23 protein-coding genes and 1 CRISPR repeat array are annotated in these 23,565 nt (G+C 75.9%); of the genes, 14 read left to right on the forward strand and 9 right to left on the reverse strand.

Going from position 1 to position 23,565, the window contains the following annotated elements:
* Nucleotides 1–123: 123 nt before the first annotated feature.
* Nucleotides 124–546 carry a hypothetical protein gene (locus CLV72_RS14720; RefSeq protein WP_106246047.1) on the forward strand — a complete coding sequence of 141 codons (423 nt, stop codon included), beginning with the start codon at nt 124–126 and terminating at the stop codon, nt 544–546.
* 121 nt (nt 547–667) lie between these two features.
* The gene (locus CLV72_RS14725; protein WP_106246996.1) at nt 668–1,021 is read left to right on the forward strand and encodes an MmcQ/YjbR family DNA-binding protein; all 354 of its coding nucleotides are present in this window, start codon (nt 668–670) and stop codon (nt 1,019–1,021) included.
* A 43-nt stretch (nt 1,022–1,064) separates the two neighbouring features.
* On the opposite strand, the gene CLV72_RS14730 is transcribed toward CLV72_RS14725, so the two are convergent.
* On the reverse strand, nt 1,065–1,586 hold the full coding sequence (locus tag CLV72_RS14730; RefSeq protein WP_106246049.1) for a pyridoxamine 5'-phosphate oxidase family protein: 522 nt from the start codon (nt 1,584–1,586) through the stop codon (nt 1,065–1,067).
* Between the two features lie 185 nt (nt 1,587–1,771).
* Between CLV72_RS14730 and CLV72_RS14735 the strand changes: the two genes are divergently transcribed.
* The 4 genes from CLV72_RS14735 to CLV72_RS14750 all read left to right on the forward strand — a co-directional run bounded on the left by CLV72_RS14735 (nt 1,772) and on the right by CLV72_RS14750 (nt 5,036).
* Entirely contained in the window at nt 1,772–2,137 is a 366-nt protein-coding gene (locus CLV72_RS14735; RefSeq protein ID WP_106246051.1) for a hypothetical protein, read from the forward strand.
* A 58-nt stretch (nt 2,138–2,195) separates the two neighbouring features.
* On the forward strand, nt 2,196–2,588 hold the full coding sequence (locus CLV72_RS14740; RefSeq protein WP_106246999.1) for a hypothetical protein: 393 nt from the start codon (nt 2,196–2,198) through the stop codon (nt 2,586–2,588).
* A 139-nt stretch (nt 2,589–2,727) separates the two neighbouring features.
* Nucleotides 2,728–4,443, forward strand: a complete 1,716-nt coding sequence (locus CLV72_RS14745; protein ID WP_106246053.1) for a PHP domain-containing protein — start codon at nt 2,728–2,730, stop codon at nt 4,441–4,443.
* Nucleotides 4,404–5,036 carry a hypothetical protein gene (locus CLV72_RS14750; RefSeq protein WP_106246056.1) on the forward strand — a complete coding sequence of 211 codons (633 nt, stop codon included), beginning with the start codon at nt 4,404–4,406 and terminating at the stop codon, nt 5,034–5,036. Before CLV72_RS14745 ends, CLV72_RS14750 begins: the two co-directional genes overlap by 40 nt.
* A 500-nt stretch (nt 5,037–5,536) precedes the next feature.
* Nucleotides 5,537–6,542: a CRISPR direct-repeat array (repeat unit 29 nt; unit sequence GTGCTCCCCGCGCGCGCGGGGATGGTCCC).
* A 931-nt stretch (nt 6,543–7,473) separates the two neighbouring features.
* Here the strand turns inward: CLV72_RS14750 and CLV72_RS14755 are convergent.
* Nucleotides 7,474–8,439 (reverse strand): MerR family transcriptional regulator, encoded by a 966-nt coding sequence (locus tag CLV72_RS14755; protein ID WP_106247002.1) that lies wholly within the window; start codon nt 8,437–8,439, stop codon nt 7,474–7,476.
* A 131-nt stretch (nt 8,440–8,570) separates the two neighbouring features.
* On the opposite strand from CLV72_RS14755, the gene CLV72_RS14760 reads away from it, so the two are divergent.
* Complete coding sequence (locus CLV72_RS14760) at nt 8,571–9,350, forward strand: polyprenol monophosphomannose synthase (protein ID WP_106246059.1); 780 nt, start codon at nt 8,571–8,573, stop codon at nt 9,348–9,350.
* Nucleotides 9,351–9,359: 9 nt separating this feature from the next.
* Here CLV72_RS14760 and CLV72_RS14765 read toward each other — a convergent pair whose 3' ends face one another.
* Nucleotides 9,360–10,781, reverse strand: coding sequence for an FAD/NAD(P)-binding protein (locus CLV72_RS14765; protein ID WP_106246061.1), 1,422 nt, complete (start codon nt 10,779–10,781; stop codon nt 9,360–9,362).
* A gap of 1,626 nt (nt 10,782–12,407) precedes the next feature.
* On the opposite strand from CLV72_RS14765, the gene CLV72_RS14770 reads away from it, so the two are divergent.
* A complete protein-coding gene (locus tag CLV72_RS14770; RefSeq protein WP_245930211.1) occupies nt 12,408–12,938 on the forward strand; it encodes a flavin reductase family protein in 531 nt (176 codons plus the stop codon).
* 12 nt (nt 12,939–12,950) lie between these two features.
* On the opposite strand, the gene CLV72_RS14775 is transcribed toward CLV72_RS14770, so the two are convergent.
* The 5 genes from CLV72_RS14775 to CLV72_RS14795 all read right to left on the reverse strand — a co-directional run bounded on the left by CLV72_RS14775 (nt 12,951) and on the right by CLV72_RS14795 (nt 16,584).
* Nucleotides 12,951–13,535, reverse strand: coding sequence for an OmpA family protein (locus CLV72_RS14775; RefSeq protein ID WP_106246065.1), 585 nt, complete (start codon nt 13,533–13,535; stop codon nt 12,951–12,953).
* Nucleotides 13,532–14,062, reverse strand: coding sequence for a hypothetical protein (locus CLV72_RS14780; protein WP_106246067.1), 531 nt, complete (start codon nt 14,060–14,062; stop codon nt 13,532–13,534). Before CLV72_RS14780 ends, CLV72_RS14775 begins: the two co-directional genes overlap by 4 nt.
* A 108-nt stretch (nt 14,063–14,170) precedes the next feature.
* On the reverse strand, nt 14,171–14,440 hold the full coding sequence (locus CLV72_RS14785; RefSeq protein WP_106246069.1) for a hypothetical protein: 270 nt from the start codon (nt 14,438–14,440) through the stop codon (nt 14,171–14,173).
* Entirely contained in the window at nt 14,437–14,976 is a 540-nt protein-coding gene (locus CLV72_RS14790; protein WP_146159456.1) for a hypothetical protein, read from the reverse strand. The genes CLV72_RS14785 and CLV72_RS14790 overlap by 4 nt, the downstream gene beginning before the upstream one ends.
* Nucleotides 14,977–15,066: 90 nt before the next feature.
* A complete protein-coding gene (locus tag CLV72_RS14795; protein WP_106246075.1) occupies nt 15,067–16,584 on the reverse strand; it encodes an LCP family protein in 1,518 nt (505 codons plus the stop codon).
* Nucleotides 16,585–16,966: 382 nt separating this feature from the next.
* Here CLV72_RS14795 and CLV72_RS14800 point away from each other — a divergent pair, with 382 nt between their 5' ends.
* Both CLV72_RS14800 and folP read left to right on the forward strand, forming a co-directional pair.
* Nucleotides 16,967–17,839, forward strand: coding sequence for an Lrp/AsnC family transcriptional regulator (locus CLV72_RS14800; RefSeq protein WP_106246077.1), 873 nt, complete (start codon nt 16,967–16,969; stop codon nt 17,837–17,839).
* 67 nt (nt 17,840–17,906) lie between these two features.
* Entirely contained in the window at nt 17,907–18,686 is a 780-nt protein-coding gene (folP, locus tag CLV72_RS14805) for a dihydropteroate synthase (protein ID WP_106247004.1), read from the forward strand.
* A 382-nt stretch (nt 18,687–19,068) separates the two neighbouring features.
* Here the strand turns inward: folP and CLV72_RS14810 are convergent, their stop codons facing one another.
* Nucleotides 19,069–20,052: an NAD-dependent epimerase/dehydratase family protein gene (locus CLV72_RS14810; protein WP_106246080.1), complete on the reverse strand. Its 984-nt coding sequence runs from the start codon at nt 20,050–20,052 to the stop codon at nt 19,069–19,071.
* Nucleotides 20,053–20,162: 110 nt separating this feature from the next.
* On the opposite strand from CLV72_RS14810, the gene CLV72_RS14815 reads away from it, so the two are divergent.
* The 4 genes from CLV72_RS14815 (at nt 20,163) to CLV72_RS14830 (ending at nt 23,563) form a co-directional block, all read left to right on the forward strand.
* Nucleotides 20,163–20,885: a TetR/AcrR family transcriptional regulator gene (locus CLV72_RS14815; RefSeq protein ID WP_106246083.1), complete on the forward strand. Its 723-nt coding sequence runs from the start codon at nt 20,163–20,165 to the stop codon at nt 20,883–20,885.
* 58 nt (nt 20,886–20,943) lie between these two features.
* Nucleotides 20,944–21,948 carry a pirin family protein gene (locus tag CLV72_RS14820; RefSeq protein WP_106246085.1) on the forward strand — a complete coding sequence of 335 codons (1,005 nt, stop codon included), beginning with the start codon at nt 20,944–20,946 and terminating at the stop codon, nt 21,946–21,948.
* Between the two features lie 143 nt (nt 21,949–22,091).
* Nucleotides 22,092–22,574 (forward strand): hypothetical protein, encoded by a 483-nt coding sequence (locus tag CLV72_RS14825; protein WP_106246087.1) that lies wholly within the window; start codon nt 22,092–22,094, stop codon nt 22,572–22,574.
* A 221-nt stretch (nt 22,575–22,795) separates the two neighbouring features.
* Complete coding sequence (locus CLV72_RS14830) at nt 22,796–23,563, forward strand: SDR family oxidoreductase (protein WP_106246089.1); 768 nt, start codon at nt 22,796–22,798, stop codon at nt 23,561–23,563.
* The last annotated feature ends 2 nt before the right edge of the window (nt 23,564–23,565 follow it).

The following is a 23,565-nucleotide window of genomic DNA, read 5'->3' on the forward strand; positions in this document are numbered from 1 at the left end:
CGGCCTCATACGCAAGTATGAACTTTCCACCCCGTCCGGCAGAGCTGAAATAAATCCCGACGCCCAGGGCAAGGGAACTCCCGTCCCGAACCAGAAAGCCATTCCTCGAGAAAGGGAGTCGAAATGGCCTCCGACGTCGAAAGCGCAACGGACCGCGCCCGGCCCGCCCCGGTGAACGCCGCCTTCTTCCTGCTGCTGGCCAACATCGCCCTGGGCCTGGCCGCCGGCGCCGTCGCGCTGCTGGGCGGCGATCCCGCCGTGCGCAGCGTCGACGGCACCCTGCTGGGAGTCGCCTCCGGCATCTGGATCGTCGTCCTGCTGGTGGAGACCGGCCTCGCCTTCGCGATGCGCGGCGGCGCCAACTGGGCCCGCATCGTCCTGACCGCGCTGACCGCCCTGCAGGCGGGCGGCGTCGCCATGGAGGCGGTGCGCGGGAACCTGCTGACCGGCTCCGGCCTGGCCGGCCTGCTGGCACTGGCGCTCACCGCCACCGCCGTGGTCTTGATGTTCCGCCCGGAGTCCTCACGGTACTTCGCCCGGAAGTGACGGCCGCGGCCGCCCGGCCGCCCGGCCGCGCGGGCGCGCCGGGGCGGCCCGGCGGGACACCGGGGGCGCCGATGGAGCAGAATGCTCGGTGTTCCCGTCCGCCCCACCGGAGGCCCCGACCGTGCTCGACAGCGACGACGTCCGACGCATCGCCCTGTCGCTGCCGGAGACGGTGGAGAAGCTGATGTGGGACCACCCCACCTTCCACGTCGCCGGGCGCATGTTCGCCACCGTCCCCGACGACGAGACCTCCTTCGCGGTGCGCTGCCCCAAGGAGGAGCGCGACGAGCTGATCGCGGCGGAGCCGAGCAAGTTCTGGGTGCCCCCGCACGAGGCCGGCTCGGCCTGGGTGCGCGCCCGCCTCGCCGCCCTGGAGGACCGCGGCGAGCTCTACGACATCCTGGTGGACTCCTGGCGGCAGGCCGCCCCCAAGCGCCTGGCCGACGCGCCGCTCCCGGACGCCCCGCCCCGGTGACCAGCTCCCGCGCGGCCCGGCCGGGCGATGCGGGCTTTGGCGCTCAGATCGGCGCGACGCGGACGCGGTGGTCGCCGGCCAGCCCGTGCGGGGCGCAGGCGGTGCCGGGATCGCGCGGGCACAGCGTCCAGTGCTGTGTGACTCGGGCGCGGTAGAGGCGGTACGGCGCGGGCGGGCGCACCTGCTCGGCCGGGAAGGTCCGGCCGCCGCGCTCCGGGGCTCCCGGGTAGAGCGCGAGCCACCGGTCGAGATCGGTCTCCTCGGCGGCGCTCGCCGCCATGTACACGGCCTGCCCGGTGCCGGGCGCCACCCCGGAGTCGAACACCACGGCGCTGACCTCGGCGCGCTCGGCGATATTGCGGGAGTGGGCCGCGCCGGGCGCGGAGATCCACAGGAAGTCCCGGTACTCGTGGTGCGCGAAGAACACCGGGGTGGTCCAGGGGCTCCCGGTCCGGTCCGCCGTGCCGAGCGCCAGGTAGCGGTTCGCGTCGATGATCGCCCGGGCGGTGTCCGCGAGTGCGCTCGTCGGGTCCTGCTCGGCGGGATGCGGGTGGTCGCTCGTCATCGGCTGCCTCCGGTCGTCGTCACGGTGTCGTCGCCCCAAGCCTGCGCCGCCCGGGGGACGTGATCAACCGGGGCGGCCGCGGAGGTGGAGCGCCCGGCCGGGGCTTACTACGACGCCCGGTAGTATTTCGCTATGCCCCTGCTCGACGTGCACCCGCCGCGGGTCCGGCACCAACGGACCGCGCGGTGATCGGCTGGTACACCACGGCGCTGATCACGGCGTCGCTGCTGGTGGCGGGCTGGAGCGGGATCCAGTGGGCGCGCGGCCGGGCCATGGGGTGGTCCGACCTCGGCGCGCTGACGGTGCTGGAGGTGGCGCTGCTCGCACAGCTGGTGGTCTCCGTGGTGCTGACGATCGCGGGGGAGGGGCCGGCCGAGCCGGCCACCTTCTGGAGCTACCTGGTCACCCTGCTGTTCTTCCCGCCGGCCGCCGGCTGGTGGGGGCTGATGGAGCGGAGCAAGTGGGGGCCGGCCGTCATCGTCGCCGTCACGCTGGTGATGTCGGTGATGGTGGTGCGGCTCGGGCAGGTCTGGGAGGGCGTCGGTGGCTGACGGATCCCCGGCCCGGCGCGCGGCGGCCGCCGACGCGCGCCCGAGCGCCGCGCCCGCGCTGCGCACCGGCCCCGGACGGGTGCTGATCGCGGTGTACGTGATCTTCACGATCGCGGCGGGCTCCCGCTCGACCGTGCAGATCACCGACCGCTTCGAGCAGGCGCCGCTGGCCTTCTCGCTGTCGGCGGCCGCCGCCGTGATCTACCTGGTCGCGACGGTCAGCCTGGTGCTGGCCGGACGCACCTCGCGCCGCGTCGCCGTGGTCTGCCTGGGCACCGAACTGGCGGGCGTGCTCGCGGTGGGCACCGTCAGCCTGCTGTGGCCGGGGCTCTTCCCCGAGCCGACCGTCTGGTCCCACTTCGGCACCGGGTACCTGGGCATCCCCGTGGTGCTCCCGGTGCTCGGACTGCTCTGGCTGCGCCGGACCCGCCCGGGCGCGCGCGAGGACTGAGCGGCTCCGGCCGCCCACCAGGGCGCACGGCCGGGGCGTCGCCTCCTGTTCACGTGTCCGCTGCCTCGCCGCCGATCGGTGATCCGCGCCCTTCGCGAGAATGCGCAGGTCCGGGACACCTCTGGAACGGCTGGTTTCGATGACGCACCCCCACGACCACGACCACGGGCCGCACGACCACGCCCATCCGCACCACCACGAGCCCGAGCCGGTGGCCGGCAGCTGGCGCGACCCCGACGACGACCACCCGCTGTCCATCGCCCGCCGCCGCTTCCTGGCCGGCATGGGCGCCGCGGCGGGGGCGGCGGCGCTGAGCGGCGCCCTGCCGGCCGTCCCGGCCGCCGCCGGCGAGCGCCCGCCGGCGCCGGCCAACCCCTGGGGCGGCCGCTACCGCTGGTTCGCCGGCGACCACCACATCCACACCAAGTACTCGCCCGACGCCCAGTACGAGGTGGCCACCCAGGTCGCCAAGGCGCGCGAGTACGGCCTGGACTGGGTGGTGATCACCGACCACGGCGGCGTCGCGCACCAGAAGTTCTCCATCGACCAGGTCGCCCCGGACATCGAGGCGGCGCGGCTCGCCTACCGCGACATGCTCGTCTACCAGGGCCTGGAATGGAACATCCCCGGCGCCGAGCACGCCACCGTGTTCCTGCCGCCCGGCCGCGACACCGTCGAGATCCTGCGCGCCTTCGAGGCCGGCTACGACGGCGGCGTCCTGTCCACCCCGGTGAGCGCCGGCGGCCGGGGCCTGATCGCCCGCTCCACCTCCGCCGACGGCGAGCCCTACGCGCTGGAGGCGCTGCGCTACCTGGACCGCCAGGTCAGGTCGGGCCGCACCGAGATCGCGCTGATGCTGGCCAACCACCCGGCCCGGCGCGGCGTGGACAGCCCGCACGAGCTGCGCGGCTGGCGCGACGCCGCCCCCGGCGTCGCGGTCGGCATGGAGGGCGCGCCCGGCCACCAGGCGGCCGGCATCCCCGGCGCCTCGGGCGGCGCCCGCGGCTACTACGAGTCCTCGCCCGGCCAGGACAGCTTCCCCGGCTACGCGCCGACCGAGTCGGAGAACCCGTACCGCACCTACGGCGGCTTCGACTGGATGACCGCGAAGGTCGGCGGCGTCTGGGACTCGCTGCTGGCCGAGGGGCTGCCGTGGTGGATCACCTCCACCTCCGACAGCCACCAGGTGTACCTGGACACCCACACCCCGGGCACCCAGGACCACGCCTCCACCGGCAGCCGCGGCGCGCCCGTCGACACCGGCGTGCCCCGGCCCTACGGCGACTACTGGCCCGGCTACTACAGCTCCACCCTGGTCGGCGCCCGGTCCCGCTCCTACGTCGACATCATGCGCGGCCTGCAGGCCGGCGCCGCCGTCGCCGTGCACGGCGGGCTGATCGAGGGCCTGGACCTGCGGGTGCGGGCGCGCGAGGACGGCGACACCCGGGGCGTCACCGTCGGCGGCCGCACCTACGTGCGGCGGGGCGGGGACGTCCAGGTAGAGATCTGGATCGACCTCGCCCGCCGGCCCAACCACGGCGGCGCCGTGCCCCGCCTGGCCAAGGTCGACCTGATCGCCGGACCGGTCACCGGCGCGGCCGGCGACCGCGACACGATGTCGGCCCCGGGCACCCGGGTGGTGCGGACCTTCGAGCCGGCGCGCGGCGCGCACGGCCGGGTGCGCTTCTCGCACACCTTCACCGATGTCGAAGGGCCGTTCTACCTGCGGGTGCGCGGCAGCGACGGCAACCGGCTGACCGGTGCGGGCGACCCGGTGATGGACGTGCCGGCCGACGCGGACCCGTGGGCCGACCTGTGGTTCTACGCCAACCCTGTCTTCGTGGACGTCCGCTGAGCACCGGCCAGGGGCACTGGATCGGCGCCGCCCCGAGTCCGGAGTTCGCGGGCGGCACCGCCGCGCACGCCGACGCGGCCTGCCTGGCGGCGCTCGACGGCGCGGGCCTCGCGGCCGAGCTGGTGTGCACGCACACCGACCGCGCCGCCCGGGTGGCCGCGCTGACGCTGTCGGCGCGGCTGGCGGAGCCGCCGGACGACCGGCACCTGGCGGACCTGGCGCGCCGCCTGGGCGGCGCCGCCGTGCGCCCCGGCGCGGCCGAGGCAGCGTCCGGGGCTGCGTCCGGAGCCGAGGCGGCGGCGCGCGCCGCCGCCTCGGCCCGCGCGGGCGAGGACGGCCGGTGCGTGCGCTTCCCCGGCCAGGACGCGCTCACCGGCGTGGTGGCGGCGGGCCGGATCGCCGCGGAGTCGGCGATCGACCGGGTCGCCGGCGTGGGCGTCGCCGTGCACCCCGACGCCCTCGTCGACACCCGCGACTTCCTGCGCCCGGTCTTCCGCGGCGGCGCCCTGGTGCTCCTGGTGGAACCCGCCGCGGGCGGCCTGCTCCGCCCCGCCGAGATCGAACACCCGCACGCCTGCTGCGGCGGCCACTGAACGGGCGGCCGGGCCGGACGAGGCATGGGCGTGTCGTGCGAGCCCTCGGCACGTGACCGCCCGACCGAGTCCGACGCGTGCCGTCAAGGCCCGCCGTCCGGCCCGCGCATGGCCCGCGACGGCCGGGCAGCCCGCCCCCTGCCGGTGGAGTCCCCGCGCACGGGGAGGGCCCTGATGGTTCCCAACTCCTGAAGGACGGTCCAGCCGCTCCCCATACGGACGGGGATGGACCCGATCTGGTGCTCGATCTGTGGTGAGCGTCAGGTGTCCCAGGACGAGCGCTCAGCCCTGCGCCTCGTTTCCTGGTCGGCGTGCCGATGCCCGTCCCCGGCGACCGACAGCGGACGCCACCACGCCGATCAGAACCACCGTCAGGACCGCCGCATACGCTTACGTCCATGACCCGAAGCGGTGATGCGAGACAACTGGGCGATTTGTCCGACTTTCGAGAAGTGGTCAGAAATGAGGCCGGACCCCGATAACCCCCCAGGTCGCCGAGGGTGCTCCCCGCGCGCGCGGGGATGGTCCTGAGCGCTGTGACTACCAGGCCAGGAATCTCTTGTGCTCCCCGCGCGCGCGGGGATGGTCCCTGGCGCACTAGTAGTTGGTGGCATGTGGGCAAGTGCTCCCCGCGCGCGCGGGGATGGTCCCTCCAACCCTGATTCGGGCTCGAACGCAGCTTCGTGCTCCCCGCGCGCGCGGGGATGGTCCCGCAGGCAGCGGATCAGGTCGAGCAGCTCCACGGTGCTCCCCGCGCGCGCGGGGATGGTCCTGAGTTGCATGACGCGTGCAAGGCTTCTCAGGAGTGCTCCCCGCGCGCGCGGGGATGGTCCCCATCAGGACAGCCGTGACGATTTCCTCGATCTGTGCTCCCCGCGCGCGCGGGGATGGTCCCGTCCCAGCAGGTGTCGGGCCCGCAGATCAGGTGTGCTCCCCGCGCGCGCGGGGATGGTCCCACGGTGGTGTGGTCGAGCCCGGCGGAGTCGATGTGCTCCCCGCGCGCGCGGGGATGGTCCCGCCCAGTACAGCGAGCAGTCGTGGGAGATGCCGTGCTCCCCGCGCGCGCGGGGATGGTCCCGTCACATCGTTGTCCGTGTTCGGCGTGGCGTTGTGCTCCCCGCGCGCGCGGGGATGGTCCCAGCCGCCTGATCGAGGCGCTGATCTCGGCCGAGTGCTCCCCGCGCGCGCGGGGATGGTCCCCATGTCCCCCACGAGCAGGGGCGAGGTGGCCGGTGCTCCCCGCGCGCGCGGGGATGGTCCCGGCACTCGGACGATCTCGGTCTCGGTGCTACGGTGCTCCCCGCGCGCGCGGGGATGGTCCCGGCACTCGGACGATCTCGGTCTCGGTGCTACGGTGCTCCCCGCGCGCGCGGGGATGGTCCCGGCACTCGGACGATCTCGGTCTCGGTGCTACGGTGCTCCCCGCGCGCGCGGGGATGGTCCCTCGGCGCCGCCGTCCCGCTCGATCGACCAGCCGTGCTCCCCGCGCGCGCGGGGATGGTCCCTCGGTGTCCTCCGTGGGCGGCGCCAGCAGCAGGTGCTCCCCGCGCGCGGGGATGGTCCCAACCCATTGAGGGTGAGCGACCCGTCAGCCAGGTGCTCCCCGCGCGCGCGGGGATGGTCCCTTCCGCGGCGCGGTCATCACCCAGAGCAAGCGGTGCTCCCCGCGCGCGCGGGGATGGTCCCAACCTGGAGCAGTACTGGAAGTACGGGCGCGGGTGCTCCCCGCGCGCGCGGGGATGGTCCCCGGCCCCCGCACCCCGGCCGGCGCCGACCGAAGTGCTCCCCGCGCGCGCGGGGATGGTCCCTGGGCGGTGGCCTGGTTCTGGGGGTTGTCCTCGTGCTCCCCGCGCGCGGGGATGGTCCCGAGCTGGTCGCCTACGCGCGCGCCTTCGCCGTGTGCTCCCCGCGCGCGCGGGGATGGTCCCGAGGCGGACGCTGTCAGGTCGGCCGGTTCCACGTGCTCCCCGCGCGCGGGGATGGTCCCGCCATGCTGGTCCCCGACCTGGCCGAGGGGCGGTGCTCCCCGCGCGCGCGGGGATGATCCCGGAGTGTTGTTCGGGCGTCCCGCGCTCGCGGTGGGCGCGCTGCCTAAAGGCGGGTCGGTCGATTCCGTGGCAGGTGGCGAACCAGTGGGCACGTCGCTGGTTCGGCTCGTCCTTGCGATGGACCGGGCGGCCTTATGGGTCGTGGAACGGACACCTCCCAGCCGCCGGCCATCTGGACCCCTGGGTTCACAGCGCGCTCCTATGGCCGAGTCCTGGAAGTCGGGACGCGGCGGGCTGTGGGCGGCCGGGGTGCCGGACGTGCCCCTGCGGACGGCGGGGTGGCGGCGGGCGGCGGTCCCGCCGCCTCGCCCCCGCCGTCCGCAGCCTCATCGGCGCCGCCTTGAACGGCGTCCTGGCACCCGCCTCCACTGTGTCGTGGGCCGTCCGCCCTACCCCCGCGCCGAAGCGCGCAGAGCCGCGATGAACCACTCCATCGTGGGGACCGCCGGTGTGCGGCCGCCGGCGCCCTCGGGGGCTGGCCAGCCGTTGACGATGGCGAGGAGATGCCAGAAGCGCTCCACGCGGGCGTCGGTGCCCATGGCGATGCGGTCGGCCAGGGCCTCACGGCGGTCGAGGGGGTCGTCCCCGGTGATCCCGGCCTCGGCGGCCAGTTCGTCGGCGATCGCGCGGCCCTGCGCCGACGCGGGGTCGATGCCGGCGTCGAGGGCCGCACCGGCGCGCTCGGCCACCAGGGCGGCGAAGGCGCTCGCGTCGGCGTCGGGCGGGGCCATCCCCTCCCCGGCGGCGCGGGCGTCGTGGTGGGCCTGGGCCATCTGGCGCACCCGCGCCCGGTGGCCGGGGTCGGCCACCAGTTCGGCCAGTTCGACCCAGGCGTCCACCTGCTCGGGGCTGGGGTCGTCGGGCAGCTCCACGCGGACGCAGCGCATCCTCTCGGCGAAGACGGGATCGATGTCCAGGCCGTCGAAGGCCGACGCCCAGTAGTCGTCGATGATCCGCTGCCGCTCGGCGGCGGACAGCCGCGCAAGGCGGTGCATCAGGCTCAGCTCCTCCAGTTCGGTCCCCCGGTCGGCCACCGTCCGCAGCACCGCGCGCTGGGTCCGCAGGATGCGGATCTGCGCGTCGAGCGCGTCGGCGTGCACCGCCGCCAGCTCCGCCAGGTCCAGTTCGCGGTCCAGGACGCGCCGGATCGACGCCAGGTCGACGTCGAGTTCGCGCAGCGTCCGCACCAGGTCCAGGCGGGCCACGGCGGCGGCGTCGTACAGCCGGTAGCCGCCCGAGGATCGGGCGGTCGGCGGGACGACGCCGATGTCGGCGTAGTACCTGATCGTCTTCACCGGCAGCCCGGTGCGCCTGGCCAGGTCGCCGATGGTGAAGACGGCGCCGTCTCCGTTCACGCGCTCCACGGTGCACCCTCCAGTCGGTGGAGACTCAAACCGGATATCCGATACACGATGCCACGGCTAACTAAACCGGTCCGCCGGTCGTCATATGCTGACCCCGAACCGGCACGATGGGAGATCCGCGAATGTCCACGCCGCAGTCGCCCGAACTTCCCGAGTCATGGGCGCGCTCCCGGCTCAGCGTGGTCGTGCCGACCTACAACGAGGTCGAGAACCTGCCCAAGGCGGTCGCCCGCCTGATGGCGCTCGGCCTGCCCGCGCTGCGCGTCGTCGTCGTCGACGACAACTCACCTGACGGCACCGGCGAGGCCGCCGACAAGCTCGCGGCCGAGTACGGCGCCGAGCGCGTCACCGTGGTGCACCGCACCGCCAAGGACGGCCTCGGCCGCGCCTACGTCGCCGGCATGACCCGCGCGCTGGACGACGGCGCCGAGTACGTCGCGCAGATGGACGCCGACCTCTCCCACCCGCCCGAGTACGTCCCGCAGCTGCTGGGCACCCTGCTGTCCACCCGCGCCGGGGTGGTCATCGGCAGCCGCTACGTCGCCGGGGGCAGCCTGGGCGACGACTGGGGGCTGCGGCGGCGGCTGCTCAGCGGCTGGGCCAACGCCTACGTCAAGGCGATCCTGGCCATGCCCATCCGCGACATGACGGCCGGCTTCAAGCTCTGGACCGGCGACGCCCTGCGCGCCATCGACCTGCCCACCATCACCTCCACCGGCTACAGCTTCCAGGTCGAGATGCACTACCGCGCCTACGCGCGCGGCCAGAAGATGGTGGAGATCCCCATCCACTTCGAGGACCGCCGGCTCGGCGCGAGCAAGATGAACCTCAACGAGCAGCTGGAGTCGGCGCTGCGGCCGTTCCGGCTGCGCCGCGCCGAGCGGCGCAGCCGCCCGAGCTGAGCGCCCCGCTCAACCCCAGGCGGCGGGCGCGGCCAGCAGCGCCTCGGCGGTGCGCCGCGCCACCACCTCGGCCTGCGCCCGGATCTCGCGGATCGCGGTCGTCTCGTACAGCTGCCCCCGCCGGGTGGCGCCCAGGGTGAACAGCCCCTCGCGGCACCGCCCGTCGGGCCCCATCAGCTCGCCGTCGTCGGAGGTGTCCAGGCCGAGGCCGTGGCGGTCGGCGCCGGCCAGCCCGTCGGCCAGCAGGCGGCGCAGCAGCGGGTCGCCCGCCGCCGCGGCGCTGGGGCCGGTGCAGTTCACCAGCCACCCGGCGTCGATCTCGGTGCGGCCGCCGCCGGCCGGCTCGACCGACGCGCGCAGCCCTGAGGGCGTCGCCCGCACCGACGCCACCCGGCCCGCCATGACCCGCAGCCGCCCCGACAGCCGCAGCCGGTCCAGCCGCTCGGCGACGGTGGGCGCCATCCGGTGCCGGTGCACCTCCCAGTAGCGCGCCACCCGGTCCAGGAAGCGGCGCTGCTCGGCCGGGCCGAGCCGCGCCCACAGCCGCTGCAGCTCCGGCCGCAGCGAGTCGACGGTGTAGCGCCAGTGCAGCGGGTCGGCGGCCACGGCGGTGCGCAGCGCGCGCATCAGGTCGGCGACGCGCAGCGGGCCGTCGGGCAGCGCGACCCTGGGGTGGTAGCCGGTGAGCGGGAAGGCGTGCCGCTGCGGCAGCAGGCCGCGGCGCGACACCGCGTACACCACCGTGCGCGGGTCGGCGGCGGTGGCGCTCAGCGCGACGTCGACCATGGTCAGCCCGGTGCCCAGTGCCAGCACCGGCCGCCCGTCGCCGGCCGCGGCCAGCACTCCGGGCGCCCACGGGTCGGGCAGGTAGGGCCCGCCGCGCCGCAGGCCGGCCAGCCCCGGCACCCGCGGGTCGGCGGCGGCCGGCAGCCCGGGGGCGAGGACGACCTGGTCGGCGTGGACGGCGCCGCCGCCCGACAGCTCCAGCGTCCAGCGCCGCCCCGGCACACCGCCGGGGCGCACCGCGAGCACCCGCGCGGTGCGCCGCTCCACCCGCACCCGCTCCGCGAGGCGCTCGGCGTCGGCCAGCACGTCGTGCAGGTAGTCGCCGTACAGCGAGCGGGACAGGAAGGAGCGGTGGTCGCAGACCAGCCCCTGGTCGCGCGCCCACTCCACCAGGTGCTCCTGGTCGCCGCCGTAGGCGGTCATCGCGCAGGCGGGGGCGTTGAGCAGGTGCCCGGGGTCGGTGGTGGCGTAGGCGGTACCGCGCGCGTGGCGGCCGAGGCGGTCGACCAGCACGACGGTGCCGCGCGCCCGGGCCGCCGCGAAGGCGCGCAGCACGTAGGCGGCGGTCAGCGCCGCGGCGGCCCCGCCCCCGGCGAACGCGAGCACAGGGCCGCGCTCGGCCGGGGTGGAACTCGCCTCACGCATATTGCCTACTATAGCTATCGGTTTTCACGATAACGGGATCACGCCCACGCGGCCCTCAGCCGCGATCCTTCCATTATGGGCTCAGCACCCCGGCGGCGTGAGGCCCCGTCGATCACCGATCCGGCCGCCCGTGACGGATCCCAGGTCGAGCCGGCCCGCCCGCGAAGGCGAAAGCGCGGCGCCCGGCCGCCGCCGCTCCGGACACCGTGCCCACCGCCCACCGCCCACCGCCTCCGGCCGGCGCCCGTGAGGAGCCGCGGCGTTGGCTCCGGACGGGGTCCTCGGCCCTCGGAACCCGGCCACCACCACGCAGCGGTGTCCGGCGGCAATCGCCACGACAGCGCCGTAAGTACCGTGCGGCGTCGCTCTATGGCCCACTCGTTGCCGGGGCCGCGAGCGTCGGCAGGTGTGAGAGGGACGTGGGTCGGCACGCGGTGTCGACCACCGCTGCCGCGGCGGGCCCCACCGAGACGGGCTGCGGGCGCTCCAGCCTCCGCCAGAGAGCGCAATCCGGCGTCGCTGCGCGGCCCGCCCGTGAGTGCGAACGGCCGGTTCGCCGCCGGGGCGGGGCCGCAGGTGCGGACGGGCGCGGGCGGGCACGCGGTGTCGACACCGCTGCCGTTGCCGGGGCCGAATGGTCCGCGGGCGGGCCCGGCCGCCGGCCGAGAACGGCGTGCCCTGCGCGGCCGCGCAGGGCAGTACTGCACAGCGCCCCGTGGCCCGCTCGTGAGTGCGAGCGGCCGGCCCGTTGCCGGGACGAGGCCATGGCGGAGGCCGGGGCCACAGGCGTCGGCAGGTGTGGGCGAGACATGGGTGGGCGCGGTGGTGACCATTGCTACCGTTCGGCGGGCCGGATGGTTCGCGGGCGGGCCCGGCCGCTGCCAGGGAACGGTGCGCATGGGCCGTGGCGGATAGCCGCGCTCACGCGCGTTGGCCGCTGTGGGCGGGACGCGGAGCGCGGTGTCGACCACCGCTGCCGTCCGGCGGGACCCGCCCGGACGGTCCCGCGGGCGTAGGGCTGCGCCGAGCGCCTAGGGGCGGGAACAAGGGCGGGGCACGGCACGCCCGTGCCCGCCGCACCAGGGAATCAGTCAACCCTGGTGCGGCGCGCCCCGCAGCCGGAAGCGCCGGAGCCGTCACCGAGGCGGCGGCCCCTCCGGGCGGTGCCGCGCGGCCGCGCTCCTGCGGTCCGAGCGGGTGCGGTCCGGCGGCCCGGTGCCTGCTCGGGCCCGCGGCCGCCGGGAGGGCCTTGGCGGTGCCGTCGGCGAGGTGGGTAGGACCGGGCGCCCGGCGCACGTTCGTACGGCGCCGTCGCCGACGGGAAGATGAGGGGCCGGACCGTGATCGCCGTCTCGCCGGCCGCGGCGTCACCGACCGCACGGAGGGGAACAGCACCGGGGCGCGGCACGTTTGTGCCGGATGCGCGAAGGAGAAGGAATCTCCCGGTACGTTCCGCCGGCGATTCCCACCCATCGAGCAGGATCCGGCCGCGCCCACCCGGCCGGCCGCCGCCGCCGCGATGACGGAGACCGCGAGGAGGTCCAGCTTGAAGGCCGCCGACCCGCCCGCCCCCGCAGCGGCGGTCCCGCCCGCACCCGTCCGCCGCGCCGCGCACCGGCCCGCCGGGTGACCGCCCCCGCGGACGGCCTGCGGCCCGAGCCGGGCCCGGCCGGGGCGGACGGCGAGGAGGAGTTCCGCCGCGCGCTGGGCCGGCACGCCGCCGGGGTGGTGGCGGTCACCGCCCGCCACGCCGGGCGCCCGATCGGCCTGACCGCCACCTCGTTCACCAGCGTCAGCCTCGACCCGCCGCTGGTCTCCTTCTACCTGGCGCGATCCTCCACCAGTTGGCACGGGCTGCGCGGCGCCGAGCGCTTCGCGGTGAACGTGCTCGCGGGCGACCAGGCCGAACTCGCCCGCCGCTTCTCGCGCCGCGGTGCCGACCGCTTCGCCCCGCCCACCCGCTGGAGTGCGGGACCGTACGGCCTGCCGCTGCTGAGCGGGGCGGCCGCGCACCTGATCTGCGAGCGGCACACCGCCATCGAGCTGGGCGACCACTCGCTGGTGGTCGGCCGGGTCGACAGCGCCCGGGTGCGGCCCGGCCGGCCGCCGCTGCTGTACCACGGGGGTCGCTTCGGCCGGTTCACCCCGCACGACTAGCGGGCCCCGTGCTCAGCCCTCGAAGCTGATCTCCACCCGCCGGTTGGCGGCCCGCCCCCCGGGGTCGTCGGTGCCCTCGGCGGTGGTCTCCGCCGCGACGGGCTGCTCCGCGCCGCGTCCGCTCGCCGAGATGTCGGGGCCGCCGGAGCCCAGCCGCTCGGCCAGTGCCTCGCCCACCGCCTCGGCCCGCCGCTCCGACAGCTCCTGGTTGTAGGAGTCGTCGCCGAGGCCGTCGGTGTGCCCGACCACCGCCACGGTGCCGGTGCCGCCCGCCAGCCGTTCGGCGAGTTCGTCCAGCTCGCGCAGCGCGGCGTCGGTCAGCTCCGCCTCGTCGAAGGCGAACAGCACGTCGGAGGAGATGGTGAGGACGGTGGTGCCGCCCTCGTCCTCCTCGCGGCTCAGCTCCTCGACGACGCCCAGGTCCAGGTCCGAGACGGCACCCGACAGCTCCGTGATCGACGCCGCCAGGTTCGGCTCCGGCACCGACTCGGGCACCTCGGGGCCGATCACCCCGGACCCGTCGGCCGCGGCCGCCGGCGCCGCCGCGGCGCACAGCAGCAGCGCCGCCAGCACCGCGCCGCCCGCCCGCGTCGTCACGAGCTGACCGGGACGTCGCGGAAGGGCGGGAAGGTGGAGATGTAGACGTCCATCGCGGTGACGTCCTCGGGCGGCGCCGCGAACACGTAGCCCAGCGGAGCCGCCGCGCCGACCGGGATCTCGGTGTCGACGCGGTAGGGGGCCAGCTCCTCCTGGTCGCCGTCGGCGACCACGGAGTGCCGCCGGAGGTTGACCGAGTCGACCAGCGCCACGTCCCAGGCGTCGTCGAAGTCCCACAGGCTCAGCTCCTCGTCGCCGTCGTGGGCGACGGAGTAGACCAGGTGCAGCAGCCGCCCCTGGCGGCGCAGCTCGTGCACGGTGAGGGTCAGCTCGACGCCCTCGAACCTCGACGGGTAGGCGGCCCGCGCCAGCTCCGTGCCGATGTCGGGGGTGGTGCCCGCCGCGCCCGCCGCCCCGCCGGAACCGTCCGCGGCCCCGGCCGGGTCCTCGCGGCTGCCGGCGCCGCAGCCGGCCAGGGCCCCCAGCAGCGCGGCGGCCAGGACGGCGGCCCCGAACCTGCGGGACAAGTGCGTAATCAATTGGGTACTCATGTCGGCTCTGACGACCGCATCCGGGAGCCGGTTCGACCCGGCCGGTATCGGATCGGTAACGGCGCCGGTCCGGGGGCTGCCCGGTCAGCCGGACGGGCTCTCCGACGGCGAGGCCGTGGCCCCGGGGCTACCGGCCTCCTCCGGAGGCAGCTCCTCGGTGGTGCCCTCGGTGTCGAGGTCGGAGACCGCGCCCTCGGTGGCGATGTCGGTGACCGCGGCGCGCAGGTTGGGATCGGGCACCGACGCCGGCATCGCCGGACCCTGCACGGCGGGCACCGCGTCGGCGCCCCCGAGCAGCGGGACCGCCGCGCACAGCAGCGCCGCGAGCGCGGCGCCGCGGACCCGGCCGCTCACGGGCTCACCGGCACGTCGCGGAAGGGCGGGAAGGCGGCGATGTAGACGTCCATCGCGGTGACGTCGGGAGGCGGCGCCGTGAAGCCGTACGACAGCGGGGTGGGGGTGCCGGGGGCGATGTAGGTGCTGACGGTGTCGGGCTGCAGCGGCTCCTGGTTGCCGTCGGCCACCACGGTGTGCCGGCGCGAATTGACCGGGTCGACCAGGGTGACGGCCCAGTCGTTGTGCAGGGTGTACAGGTTGATGCGCTCGGCGCCGTCGTGGGAGACCGAGAAGACGAGGTTCACCAGCTCGCCCCGCCGGCGCAGCTCGTGCACGGTGACGGTGGCCTCGATGCCCTCCCAGCCGGTGGGGAAGGCGGCGGTGGCCAGCTCGGTGCGGGTGTCGGGCGCCGCCGCCTCGGCGGTGGGGGTGGCCGCCCCGCCGCCCGGCCCGGCCACCGGGCCCCGGGCGCCGTCGGAGCAGGACGCGGTCGCGGCCAGCAGTACGGCGGCCAGGACGGCGCCGCCGCATCGCACGGACAGGTGAGTGCTCAATCGGGTCCTCGTGATGACTCGGTGCGGCCGGTCCGCCTCGGCCGCCGACCCGGCCCGCGTTCCGGATACCGAGTGCAGTCTAACCGCGTTTTACGGACACAGCGCACCGAGCTCGCCGGGGCCGTCGCCCTGCTGCCGCCCGGCCGAACTCGGCGACGCGGCGGGCTCCGGCTCGGTGCCGGTCTCCGGCTCGGCCGGGGCGCTCGGCTCGCGCGAGGGCTCGGCCTGCTCGGCGGGCTCGGCCCCCGTGTCGCTCGCGGCCTCGGTGGCGCCGGACTCCTCCAGGGCGGTGTGCGTCATCAGCCGGATCTTCAGCCAGTCGGCCGCCCAGGGCTCGATCTGCGGCGGAGTGAACTGCACCGTCGTCATCTCGCCGCCGCGCACCGTCTCGCTGAGGCCGAGCAGGTCGTCGACGTGGTTGCGCGGTACGTCGGTGGCGACCCGGCTGCGCGCCACCGAGGCGAGCTCCTGGAAGCGCAGCAGCAGGTCGGCCGGCTCGGCCTGCTCCACGACGGCCTGGATCACGCAGCCCTGCCGGCCCATCCGGGTGTAGTCGTCGCTGTAGGTGCGCGCGCGGCTGTACCACATCGCCTCTTCGCCGGTGAGGGTGCGGGTGCCGGCCTCCAGCAGGCCCTCGTTGTAGCGGCCGTACACGATCGGCTCCTCGATCGTGATCCGCACCCCGCCCATCGCGTCGATCAGCTCGACGAAGCCCTGCATGTCGACCATGGCGTAGTAGTCGATCTCCAGGTCGAGCAGGTAGCCGACGACCTCCTTGAGGGTGGCCGCCGCGGGGTCGTCGGCGGCGCGCGCCTCGGTGCTGGCGGTCTGCGGGTTGTCGGCCACGAACTGGTAGATCTCGTTGAAGATCTGGTCGAAGCCGTAGGGGAACTGCTCGGCCAGCGGGGAGCCGGGCGGGAAGCGCACGTTCTCCAGGTTGCGCGGGATCTGCAGCAGCACGGTGTTCCCGGTGCGCAGGTCGATGCTGGCCACGATGGTGGTGTCGGGCCGCACGCCGTAGCGGTTGCTGCCGGCGTCGCCGCCGAGCAGCAGCACGTTCACCCGCTCCTGCTCACCCCACGGGTTGGGGCTCCCGCCCCAGGCGAACTCGGCGTCCTCCGGGTCGCCGAACAGCGAGTTCACCAGCTCGTACTGGGCGTAGGCGTAGCTGGCGGCCGCCCCGGCCGGGACCGCCACCCCCACGCACAGCGCCGCCACGACGACCACGGACAGCGCCGCGCCCGGCCAGCGCAGCCGCCTGGGCCGGATCACCAGGAACGAGTGGACGATGATGCCCACCCAGACCAGCGCCCCGACCAGCAGCGCGATGCCGGCGCCCAGCACCAGCTGCGGCTCCTCCAGCGCGATCCGGCGCAGTTCGAGCAGGCCGTCGCCTGCCAGCGCCCACCACGCCAGCGCCGCGATGCCGGCGACCAGCAGCAGGAAGCAGGTCAGCAGGAAGAAGCCGAGTCCGCGCCGGCCCGCCCGCAGGTGGGCCAGGCCGGGCACGGCGGTGGACAGGATCGTCCATCCGAGTGCCGACGGCAGCCCCCGATCCTTCGAGGGCGTGGTCGGTCTGCCATAGGACTGGGTCGCGTCGCCCGCCATGTACGCCTTCTTCCTGCCCGGTCCGCTCGGCCCGCCTCCGCGCGGGTGTGCGGTCCGACGCGGCTGGTGTGGGGCTGCGAACGGAAGGCACGGAGATCGCACGTGCTCGGGAAGACTAATTCCGCCGTTGCCACGGTCGAACCATCGAGCCGTGTGCAGCGCAACAGTAGCCGCCCTCCGGAGCGCCCTGCGCCGGGACCCGTGGAAGATCGGCAAGGGACAATTTTGCCCGGGAAAGCGGCCGGGTGTCCAAATCTATTCGATAACGACCGGTTGTTTCTTAGGCGATCTGTAGTTAACCGTCGAGTCAAGTGCAATCATCGGGCACCAGGAGGAGGGGGGCGGCGTCCGGGGGGATCGCCGCCGGACGGAAGGTGCATGTGTGCTCGATGCAGTCGATGCTGCGCTCGTCCGCCAGTTGCAGGGTGATGGGAGGGCCACCTACCAGGCGCTTGCCGACCAGGTGGGGCTGTCACGAACGGCGGTGCGCGCGCGGGTCAGGCAGTTGCTGGAGGCGGGAACGGTACGGGTCGTCGGAGTGGTGCACGCGGCGGTGGCGGGTCTCGCCGTGCGCGCACGCGTCGCCATCGACGTCACCGGGCCGACCGGCAGGGTGCTCGCGGCGGTGGAGCGCCGCCCTTCGGTGGCGTTCCTGGCGCTCACCTCGGGCGGACCGGCGGCCGTGGCCGAACTGAGGGTGGCCGACGACACCGCGCTGGCCAGGGAGCTGGCGGAGTTGCGGGCGGTGCCCGGGGTCGCGGGCGTGGAGGTCTTCCGCGCCCTGGAGGTGGTCAAGGACGTCCATTCCGCGGTGCGGCCGCTGCGCCCGGTCACGCTGGACGCGCTCGACTGGAAGCTGCTGGAGCAGCTGCAGCAGGACGGGCGCGTCTCCTACGCGCAGCTGGCGCGGATCGTGGGCCTGTCGCAGGCGGCGGCGCGCTCCCGGGTGGTGCGGCTGATCGACGCCGGTGTGGTGCATGTCACCGCGCTGGTCGATCCGGTGGCGCTGGGGGTGACCCGCAACCTGGGCGTGGCGCTGCGCACCCGCGGCCCCGCGGCGCCGGTGGCCGGGAGGCTGGCGGACCTGCCGGGCGTCTCGGTGGTGATGACGGGCTTCGGCGGCTTCGACGTCGTCAGCTCGGCCAGCGCCGCCGACCGCCCGGCGCTGGTGCGGCTGCTGGAGAGCGTGCGGGCGCTGCCCTCGGTGGCGCACGTGCGGGTCTGGGAGCACATCCAGGTGGTCAAGGGTGGCTGACCGGCCGCGCCCGCCCGGTCCGCTGCGGCTGGGCGGGCGGAGCTTCCCGGCGGGCGCCCAGGCCGTGATGGCGGTGGTCAACCGCACCCCCGACTCCTTCTACGACCGGGGGCTCACCTACGCCTTCGACGCGGCGGTGCGCGCGGTCGACGCGGCCGTGGCCGCGGGCGCCGACCTGGTCGACATCGGCGGGGTGAAGGCCGGGCCCGGCGAGGAGGTCGGCCCCGACGAGGAGATCCGCCGGGTGGCCGACCTGGTCGCCGCGGCCAGGGAGCGCCACCCCGGCCTGGTGATAAGCGTCGACACCTGGCGCGCCGAGGTGGCCGACGTGGTGGCGCGGGCCGGCGCCGACCTGCTCAACGACACCTGGGGCGGGCCCGATCCCGAACTGCCCGCGGTGGCGGCGGCGCACGGGATCGGGCTGGTCTGCGCGCACGCGGGCGGGCTGGCGCCCCGCAGCCGCACCCACCGCGCCGCCTACGGCGACGTGGTGGCCGCGGTGGCCGGCCACGTCACCGGGCTGGCCGAGCGCGCGGTCGCGGCCGGGGTGCGGCCCGACGCCGTGCTGATCGACCCGGCGCACGACTTCGGCAAGAACACCCGGCACTCCCTGGAGCTGACCCGGCGGCTGGACGAACTGGTCGCCACCGGCTGGCCGGTGCTGGTCGCCGTCTCCAACAAGGACTTCGTCGGGGAGACGCTGCGCGCCCCGGTGGAGCACCGCGCCGAGGGCACCGCGGCCGCGCTCGCCCTGTCGGCCTGGCACGGCGCGCGGGTGCTGCGCGTGCACGACGCCGCGGCCGCCCGCGCCGCCCTGGACGCCGTGGCCTTCATGCGCACGGGCTGAGCGGCCCGCACGGCGACCGGGAGCGGACCCGCGCCCGGGCCGAGCCCGGGCGCGGGTCATGTCCGTGCCCGGGACCCGGCCGCGCCCGAGCCGTGTCCGTGCCTGGGGTCCTGTCCGTGTCCCGGGTCCTGTCCGTCTGTGCCCGGGCCCGGCTCCGCCGGGGCGTCCCGACCGCCGGCCCGGCCGTCGGAGCGCCGTGGGGGAAGCCCCTTGGTCAACAGTGTTCCGCCGCGGCTTGTGCCGGACAAGGCCCGGATCGCGTCGCGGCGCACGCCCGGGCCGGTTTCTTCCGGCCCGATGCCGCAGGGCGGCGCCGGCTCCGCCCGGTCGCAGGCGGTGCGGCTGCCACCGCTCGGGGCGCGGTCGCATCGCGCCCGGTCCCTCAGCCGCGCCCGGCCCCGGGCGCCTGCGGGCCGCGCCACCAGTCCAGGGTGGCGCGCAGCGCCTCGCGCAGCGGGGTGGCGGTGAGCCCGAAGGCCGCGGCGGTGGCGGCGGAGTCCATCTCGAACGGCCGGTCGAACTGGTAGTACATCTCGGTGAGCGCTCCGGCCTGCGGGTCGACGGCGCCGAGCAGCCTGAGCTGCCAGCGCGGGACGCCGGCCACCCGGGGAGCGCCGAGCCCGGCCAGCTCGGCCAGCTCCGCGGCGATCCGCCGGGCCGGCGCGGGCGGTGCGCTGGGCACATGCCAGGGCCGTCCCCAGCCGGTGTCCGAGGTGGCCACGGCCACCATCAGCCGCGCGAAGTCGGGCAGGTAGGTCCAGGTGTGCGGGGCGTCGGGCTCGCCGATGACGCGCGCCGTCCGCCCGGCCAGCAGCGGCGGGACGAAGCGCGAGCCCAGGTGGCTGGCCGCGGTGCCGCCGGGGCCGAAGTAGTCCGAGCCGCGCACCTCGGCGGCGCGCAGCCGCCCGGCCTGGTGCTCGGCCAGCAGCCGCTCCCACATCCGGGCGCGCACGCGGCCCTTCTCGGTGGTCGGGGCCGGCGGGGTGTCCTCGGTCATCGGGCCGTCGACGGGGCCGTAGCCGTAGAGGTTCCCGGCCAGTACGACGCTCGTGCCGGTGTCGGCGGCCGCGCGCACGACCGCGTCGAGCAGCGGCGGCCACTCCGCGCTCCACCGGTGGTAGGGCGGATTGGTGCAGACGTGCACGGCGGCGGCCCCGGCGAAGGCGGCGCGCAGCGCGGCGGCGTCGGTGCCGTCGGCGGCGGTGCGGGTGATGCCGGGGCGGTCGGGGCCCGAGCCGGAGCGGGTCAGCACCCGCACCGGGTGGCCCCGCTCGGCCAGCAGGACGGCGGTGGCGGCGCCGATCGCGCCCGCTCCCAGGACGACGTGCGGAGCGCTGGGCGGCGGTGCGGCGGGCTCGGACGGCATCGGGTCTCCCTGACGGATCGAAGTGTGCGGCGCTCGTTTTCGAGAGCAGTGCTCTCACAGTAGAGTATTGATCTGAAATCTGTCGAGCCGACCGCCAGGGGACGACGCCGATGAGCGCACCGCGCACCGCCCGGGCTCGCGTCCGGGCCGAGCTGACCCGCGAGATCGCCGACGCGGCCCGGCGCCAGCTGGCCGAGTCCGGCGCCGCCGGACTGTCGCTGCGCGCCGTGGCCCGGGAGCTGGGCATGGCCTCCTCGGCCGTCTACCGCTACTTCGCCAACCGCGACGAACTGCTCACCGCGCTGATCGCCTCCGCCTACGACGGCATCGGCGCGGCGGCCGAGGCCGCCGACGCCGCCGTCGCCCGCGGCGACCACCTCGGCCGCTGGCGGGCGGTGGGGGAGGCGGTGCGCGACTGGGCGCAGGCCCGGCCGCACGAGTACGCGCTCGTGTACGGCTCGCCGGTCCCCGGCTACGCCGCCCCCGACAGCACGGTCGGCCCGGCCAGCCGCGTCGTGCTGGCCCTCGGCGCGAACTTCGCCGACGCCGCCCGCGGCGGACGGCTGGCGCCGCTGGCGGTGCCGGTGTCCGAGCCCTCCGGGCCGCTCGCCGCCGAGCTGGCCGCGCTGCTGGCCGGGGTGCCCGGTGGCGCCGAGGGCGTCGGCGCGGCCGCCCCCGACGTGGTCCGCCGCTGCCTGGCCGCCTGGACGCAGCTGTTCGGCACCGTCAGCTTCGAGCTGTTCGGCCAGTACGCGATGGTCGGGCACCGCGAGGAGTACGTGCGGCACACGCTGGAGCTGACCGGGGTGCTGCTCGGACTGCGCGCGGAATAGTTCAACTTTCAACTAGCTTGCAGGGGGTACGAGCAGTCCCGCCGACGAGGAGGCCCCGATGCCCGCCGTGACAGCCGACCCGATGACCCTGCGCCGCCTACCGGTCCCCGACGCCGCCGGCGCCGTCTGGCGGCAGGTGTCCAGGGTGGTCACCGCCGCCCGCCACCTGGAGGGGGAGGGCTTCGAGGTGCGCCGCCCCTTCCCGGGCGCCGAGGTGCCGATGGCCGACCCCTTCCTGCTGCTGGACCACATGGGCGCGGTGGAGTACGCGCCGGGGGAGGCCAAGGGCACGCCCTGGCATCCGCACCGCGGCTTCGAGACGGTCACCTACATCATCGACGGCGCCTTCGCGCACCGCGACACCACCGGGGGCGGCGGCCTGATCGCCGACGGCGCCACCCAGTGGATGACCGCGGGCGCCGGCATCCAGCACATCGAGCAGCCGCCGCCCGAGCTGGTCGCCTCCGGCGGCCTGTTCCACGGCGTCCAGCTGTGGGTGAACCTGCCCCGCGCCGCCAAGTGGACGCCGCCGCGCTACCAGGACATCGGCGCCGGCGACGTCGCCCTGCTGGCCGGCGAGGACGGCGCCTCGCTGGTGCGCGTCATCGCGGGGGAGCTGGCCGGGCACACCGGCCCTGGCCGCACCCACACCCCCATCACCTACCTGCACGCCACCATCGCCCCCGGCGCCCGGCTGCGGCTGCCGTGGCCGGGCGACTTCAACGCGCTCGCCTACACCCTGAGCGGGCGCGGCCACGCCGGCCCGGCCGGCTCGGGGGAGCGGCCGGTGGACGAGGGGCAGCTGGCCGTGTTCGGGTCCGGCACCGCCCTGTCGCTGCGCGCCGCCGACACCCAGCCGCAGGCGGCGCGCGCCGGCTGGGAGGTGCTGCTGATCGGCGGCCGCCCGCTGCGCGAGCCCGTCGCCCGCTACGGCCCCTTCGTGATGAACACCCGCGACGAGATCGTCCGCGCCGTCGAGGACTTCCAGGCGGGCCGGATGGGCACCGTGCCCGCCGAGCCGCTGCCGCACCGCTCGGCCGCCGACGAGGGCGCCGAAGGCTAGCCCGCCCCGCCCCGGCCCGCCCGCGTTCGCCCAGGCGGGCCGGGGAAATTGCCGGATCGTCCCAATTGCTCGGTCCATGCCGGTATGGTGCTGCCCCGACACGGCGCGGCCTCACCCGCGGGGACGCCGAGAGGGGATTGACTGTGCGGCACTTCTTCGGCTTCGTGGTCGGCCTGCTGCTGGCGCCAGCCCTGGTCGCCGGCTCCGGCCTCGCGGCCGTCCGCGCCACCCAGATCCTGCGCGACGGCGGCTCCCTGCTCAGTGCGGGCGGACTCGTCCCCTTCGGCGTCATGGCCGTACTGGGGCTGGTCGCCGGTGTGGCGGCCGCCGCCCCCCGGCTCTCGCCGATGGTGGCGGGCGTGCCCGGACTGGCCCTGATGGTCTGGACGACGCTGCACCTGACCAACGCCGCCCAGGCGCGCTCCCTGCTCACCATCGGCCCGCTGCCGGAGGGCCCGTGGACGATGGGCGCCGCCGAGCTGCTGGCCGCCGGCGTGTACGCGCTGCTGGGCGTACTGCTGTTCGTACCGGCGCTGGTGCCCTCGCGCTGGCGCGGCCGGCGCCGCCGCGGCGCCCACGCCGCCAACGAAGAGGACGAGTACCTCGACGACCTCCGCGAGGACTAGCCCGCCCCGGTCCGTGCGGCGGACCGCCCGGGGTTCGGCCGCACCGAGAGCCCGGACACCGGCCACCGCCTCGGCCCGCGCGGGCGCGCGCTGGTGGACGCCCCCGGCTGAGCGCCCGGCCGAGTCGCATCCGGGCGCGCCGCGCGGTCACCACGGGAGGCGGACGTACCGTCGGGACCGGGGCCGCGCCGGGCGGCCGCGAGGGCGGGAGGGAGCGCGCGATGGAGCGGACGGTGCTCGTCACCGGCGGAACCGGGACGGTCGGGCGGGGAGTGGTGGAGCGGCTGGCCGCCGGCGGCCACCGGGTGCGGGTGCTCAGCCGCCGCGAGCGGTCCGGGCGGGGGCCCGGCACCGCCCACCGGGGCGACCTGCGCGACGGCCGCGGCCTGGACGCGGCGCTGGACGGCGCCGACACGGTGGTGCACTGCGCCACCGGCTACTCGGGCACCGCCGACCTCCGCCAGGCCCGGCGGCTGCTCGCCGCAGCCCGCCGCGCCGGGGTGCGGCACCTCGTGTACATCTCCATCGTCGGCGTCGACGCGATCGGCTTCGGCTACTACCGCGGCAAGCTCGCGGTGGAGGAGGCGCTGGCCGCCTCGGGCCTGGGCTGGACGGTGCTGCGCACCACCCAGTTCCACCAGCTCGTCGTGCGGATCTGCGCCCTGGCGGCCCGTCCGCCCCTCGCGCTCGCCCCCGACGTGCCGGTGCAGCCGGTCGACGCCGACGAGGTCGCCGCCCGGCTGGCCGCGCTGGCGGCCGGCGAGCCCGCGGGGCGGGTGCCCGACATGGGCGGCCCGCGCGTCGAGCGGCTGCCCGATCTGCTCAGGACCTACCTCGCCCGGTCGGGGCGGCGCCGCCCGGTGGTCGCCGTGCCGCTGCCCCCGATCGGGGCCGCCGCCGGCTACCGCGCCGGCCGGCACCTGGCCCCCGACGGCGCCGTGGGGCGCACCGGCTTCGCCGAGTTCCTGGCCGCGGGCGGCGGGCGGTGACC

Origin of the sequence: Allonocardiopsis opalescens (assembly GCF_003002095.1) — a bacterium.
Classification (GTDB): Bacteria; Actinomycetota; Actinomycetes; order Streptosporangiales; family Streptosporangiaceae; genus Allonocardiopsis; species Allonocardiopsis opalescens.

What these genes read in the sequence shown, in the direction of transcription:
- CLV72_RS14720 (WP_106246047.1), top strand. Translation starts at nt 124, where the DNA reads ATGGCCTCCGACGTCGAAAGCGCAACGGACCGCGCCCGGCCCGCCCCG.
- CLV72_RS14730 (WP_106246049.1), bottom strand. Translation starts at nt 1,586, where the DNA reads ATGACGAGCGACCACCCGCATCCCGCCGAGCAGGACCCGACGAGCGCA.
- CLV72_RS14745 (WP_106246053.1), top strand. Translation starts at nt 2,728, where the DNA reads ATGACGCACCCCCACGACCACGACCACGGGCCGCACGACCACGCCCAT.
- CLV72_RS14760 (WP_106246059.1), top strand. Translation starts at nt 8,571, where the DNA reads ATGTCCACGCCGCAGTCGCCCGAACTTCCCGAGTCATGGGCGCGCTCC.
- CLV72_RS14765 (WP_106246061.1), bottom strand. Translation starts at nt 10,781, where the DNA reads ATGCGTGAGGCGAGTTCCACCCCGGCCGAGCGCGGCCCTGTGCTCGCG.
- CLV72_RS14795 (WP_106246075.1), bottom strand. Translation starts at nt 16,584, where the DNA reads ATGGCGGGCGACGCGACCCAGTCCTATGGCAGACCGACCACGCCCTCG.
- folP (WP_106247004.1), top strand. Translation starts at nt 17,907, where the DNA reads ATGGCGGTGGTCAACCGCACCCCCGACTCCTTCTACGACCGGGGGCTC.
- CLV72_RS14810 (WP_106246080.1), bottom strand. Translation starts at nt 20,052, where the DNA reads ATGCCGTCCGAGCCCGCCGCACCGCCGCCCAGCGCTCCGCACGTCGTC.
- CLV72_RS14815 (WP_106246083.1), top strand. Translation starts at nt 20,163, where the DNA reads ATGAGCGCACCGCGCACCGCCCGGGCTCGCGTCCGGGCCGAGCTGACC.
- CLV72_RS14820 (WP_106246085.1), top strand. Translation starts at nt 20,944, where the DNA reads ATGCCCGCCGTGACAGCCGACCCGATGACCCTGCGCCGCCTACCGGTC.
- CLV72_RS14830 (WP_106246089.1), top strand. Translation starts at nt 22,796, where the DNA reads ATGGAGCGGACGGTGCTCGTCACCGGCGGAACCGGGACGGTCGGGCGG.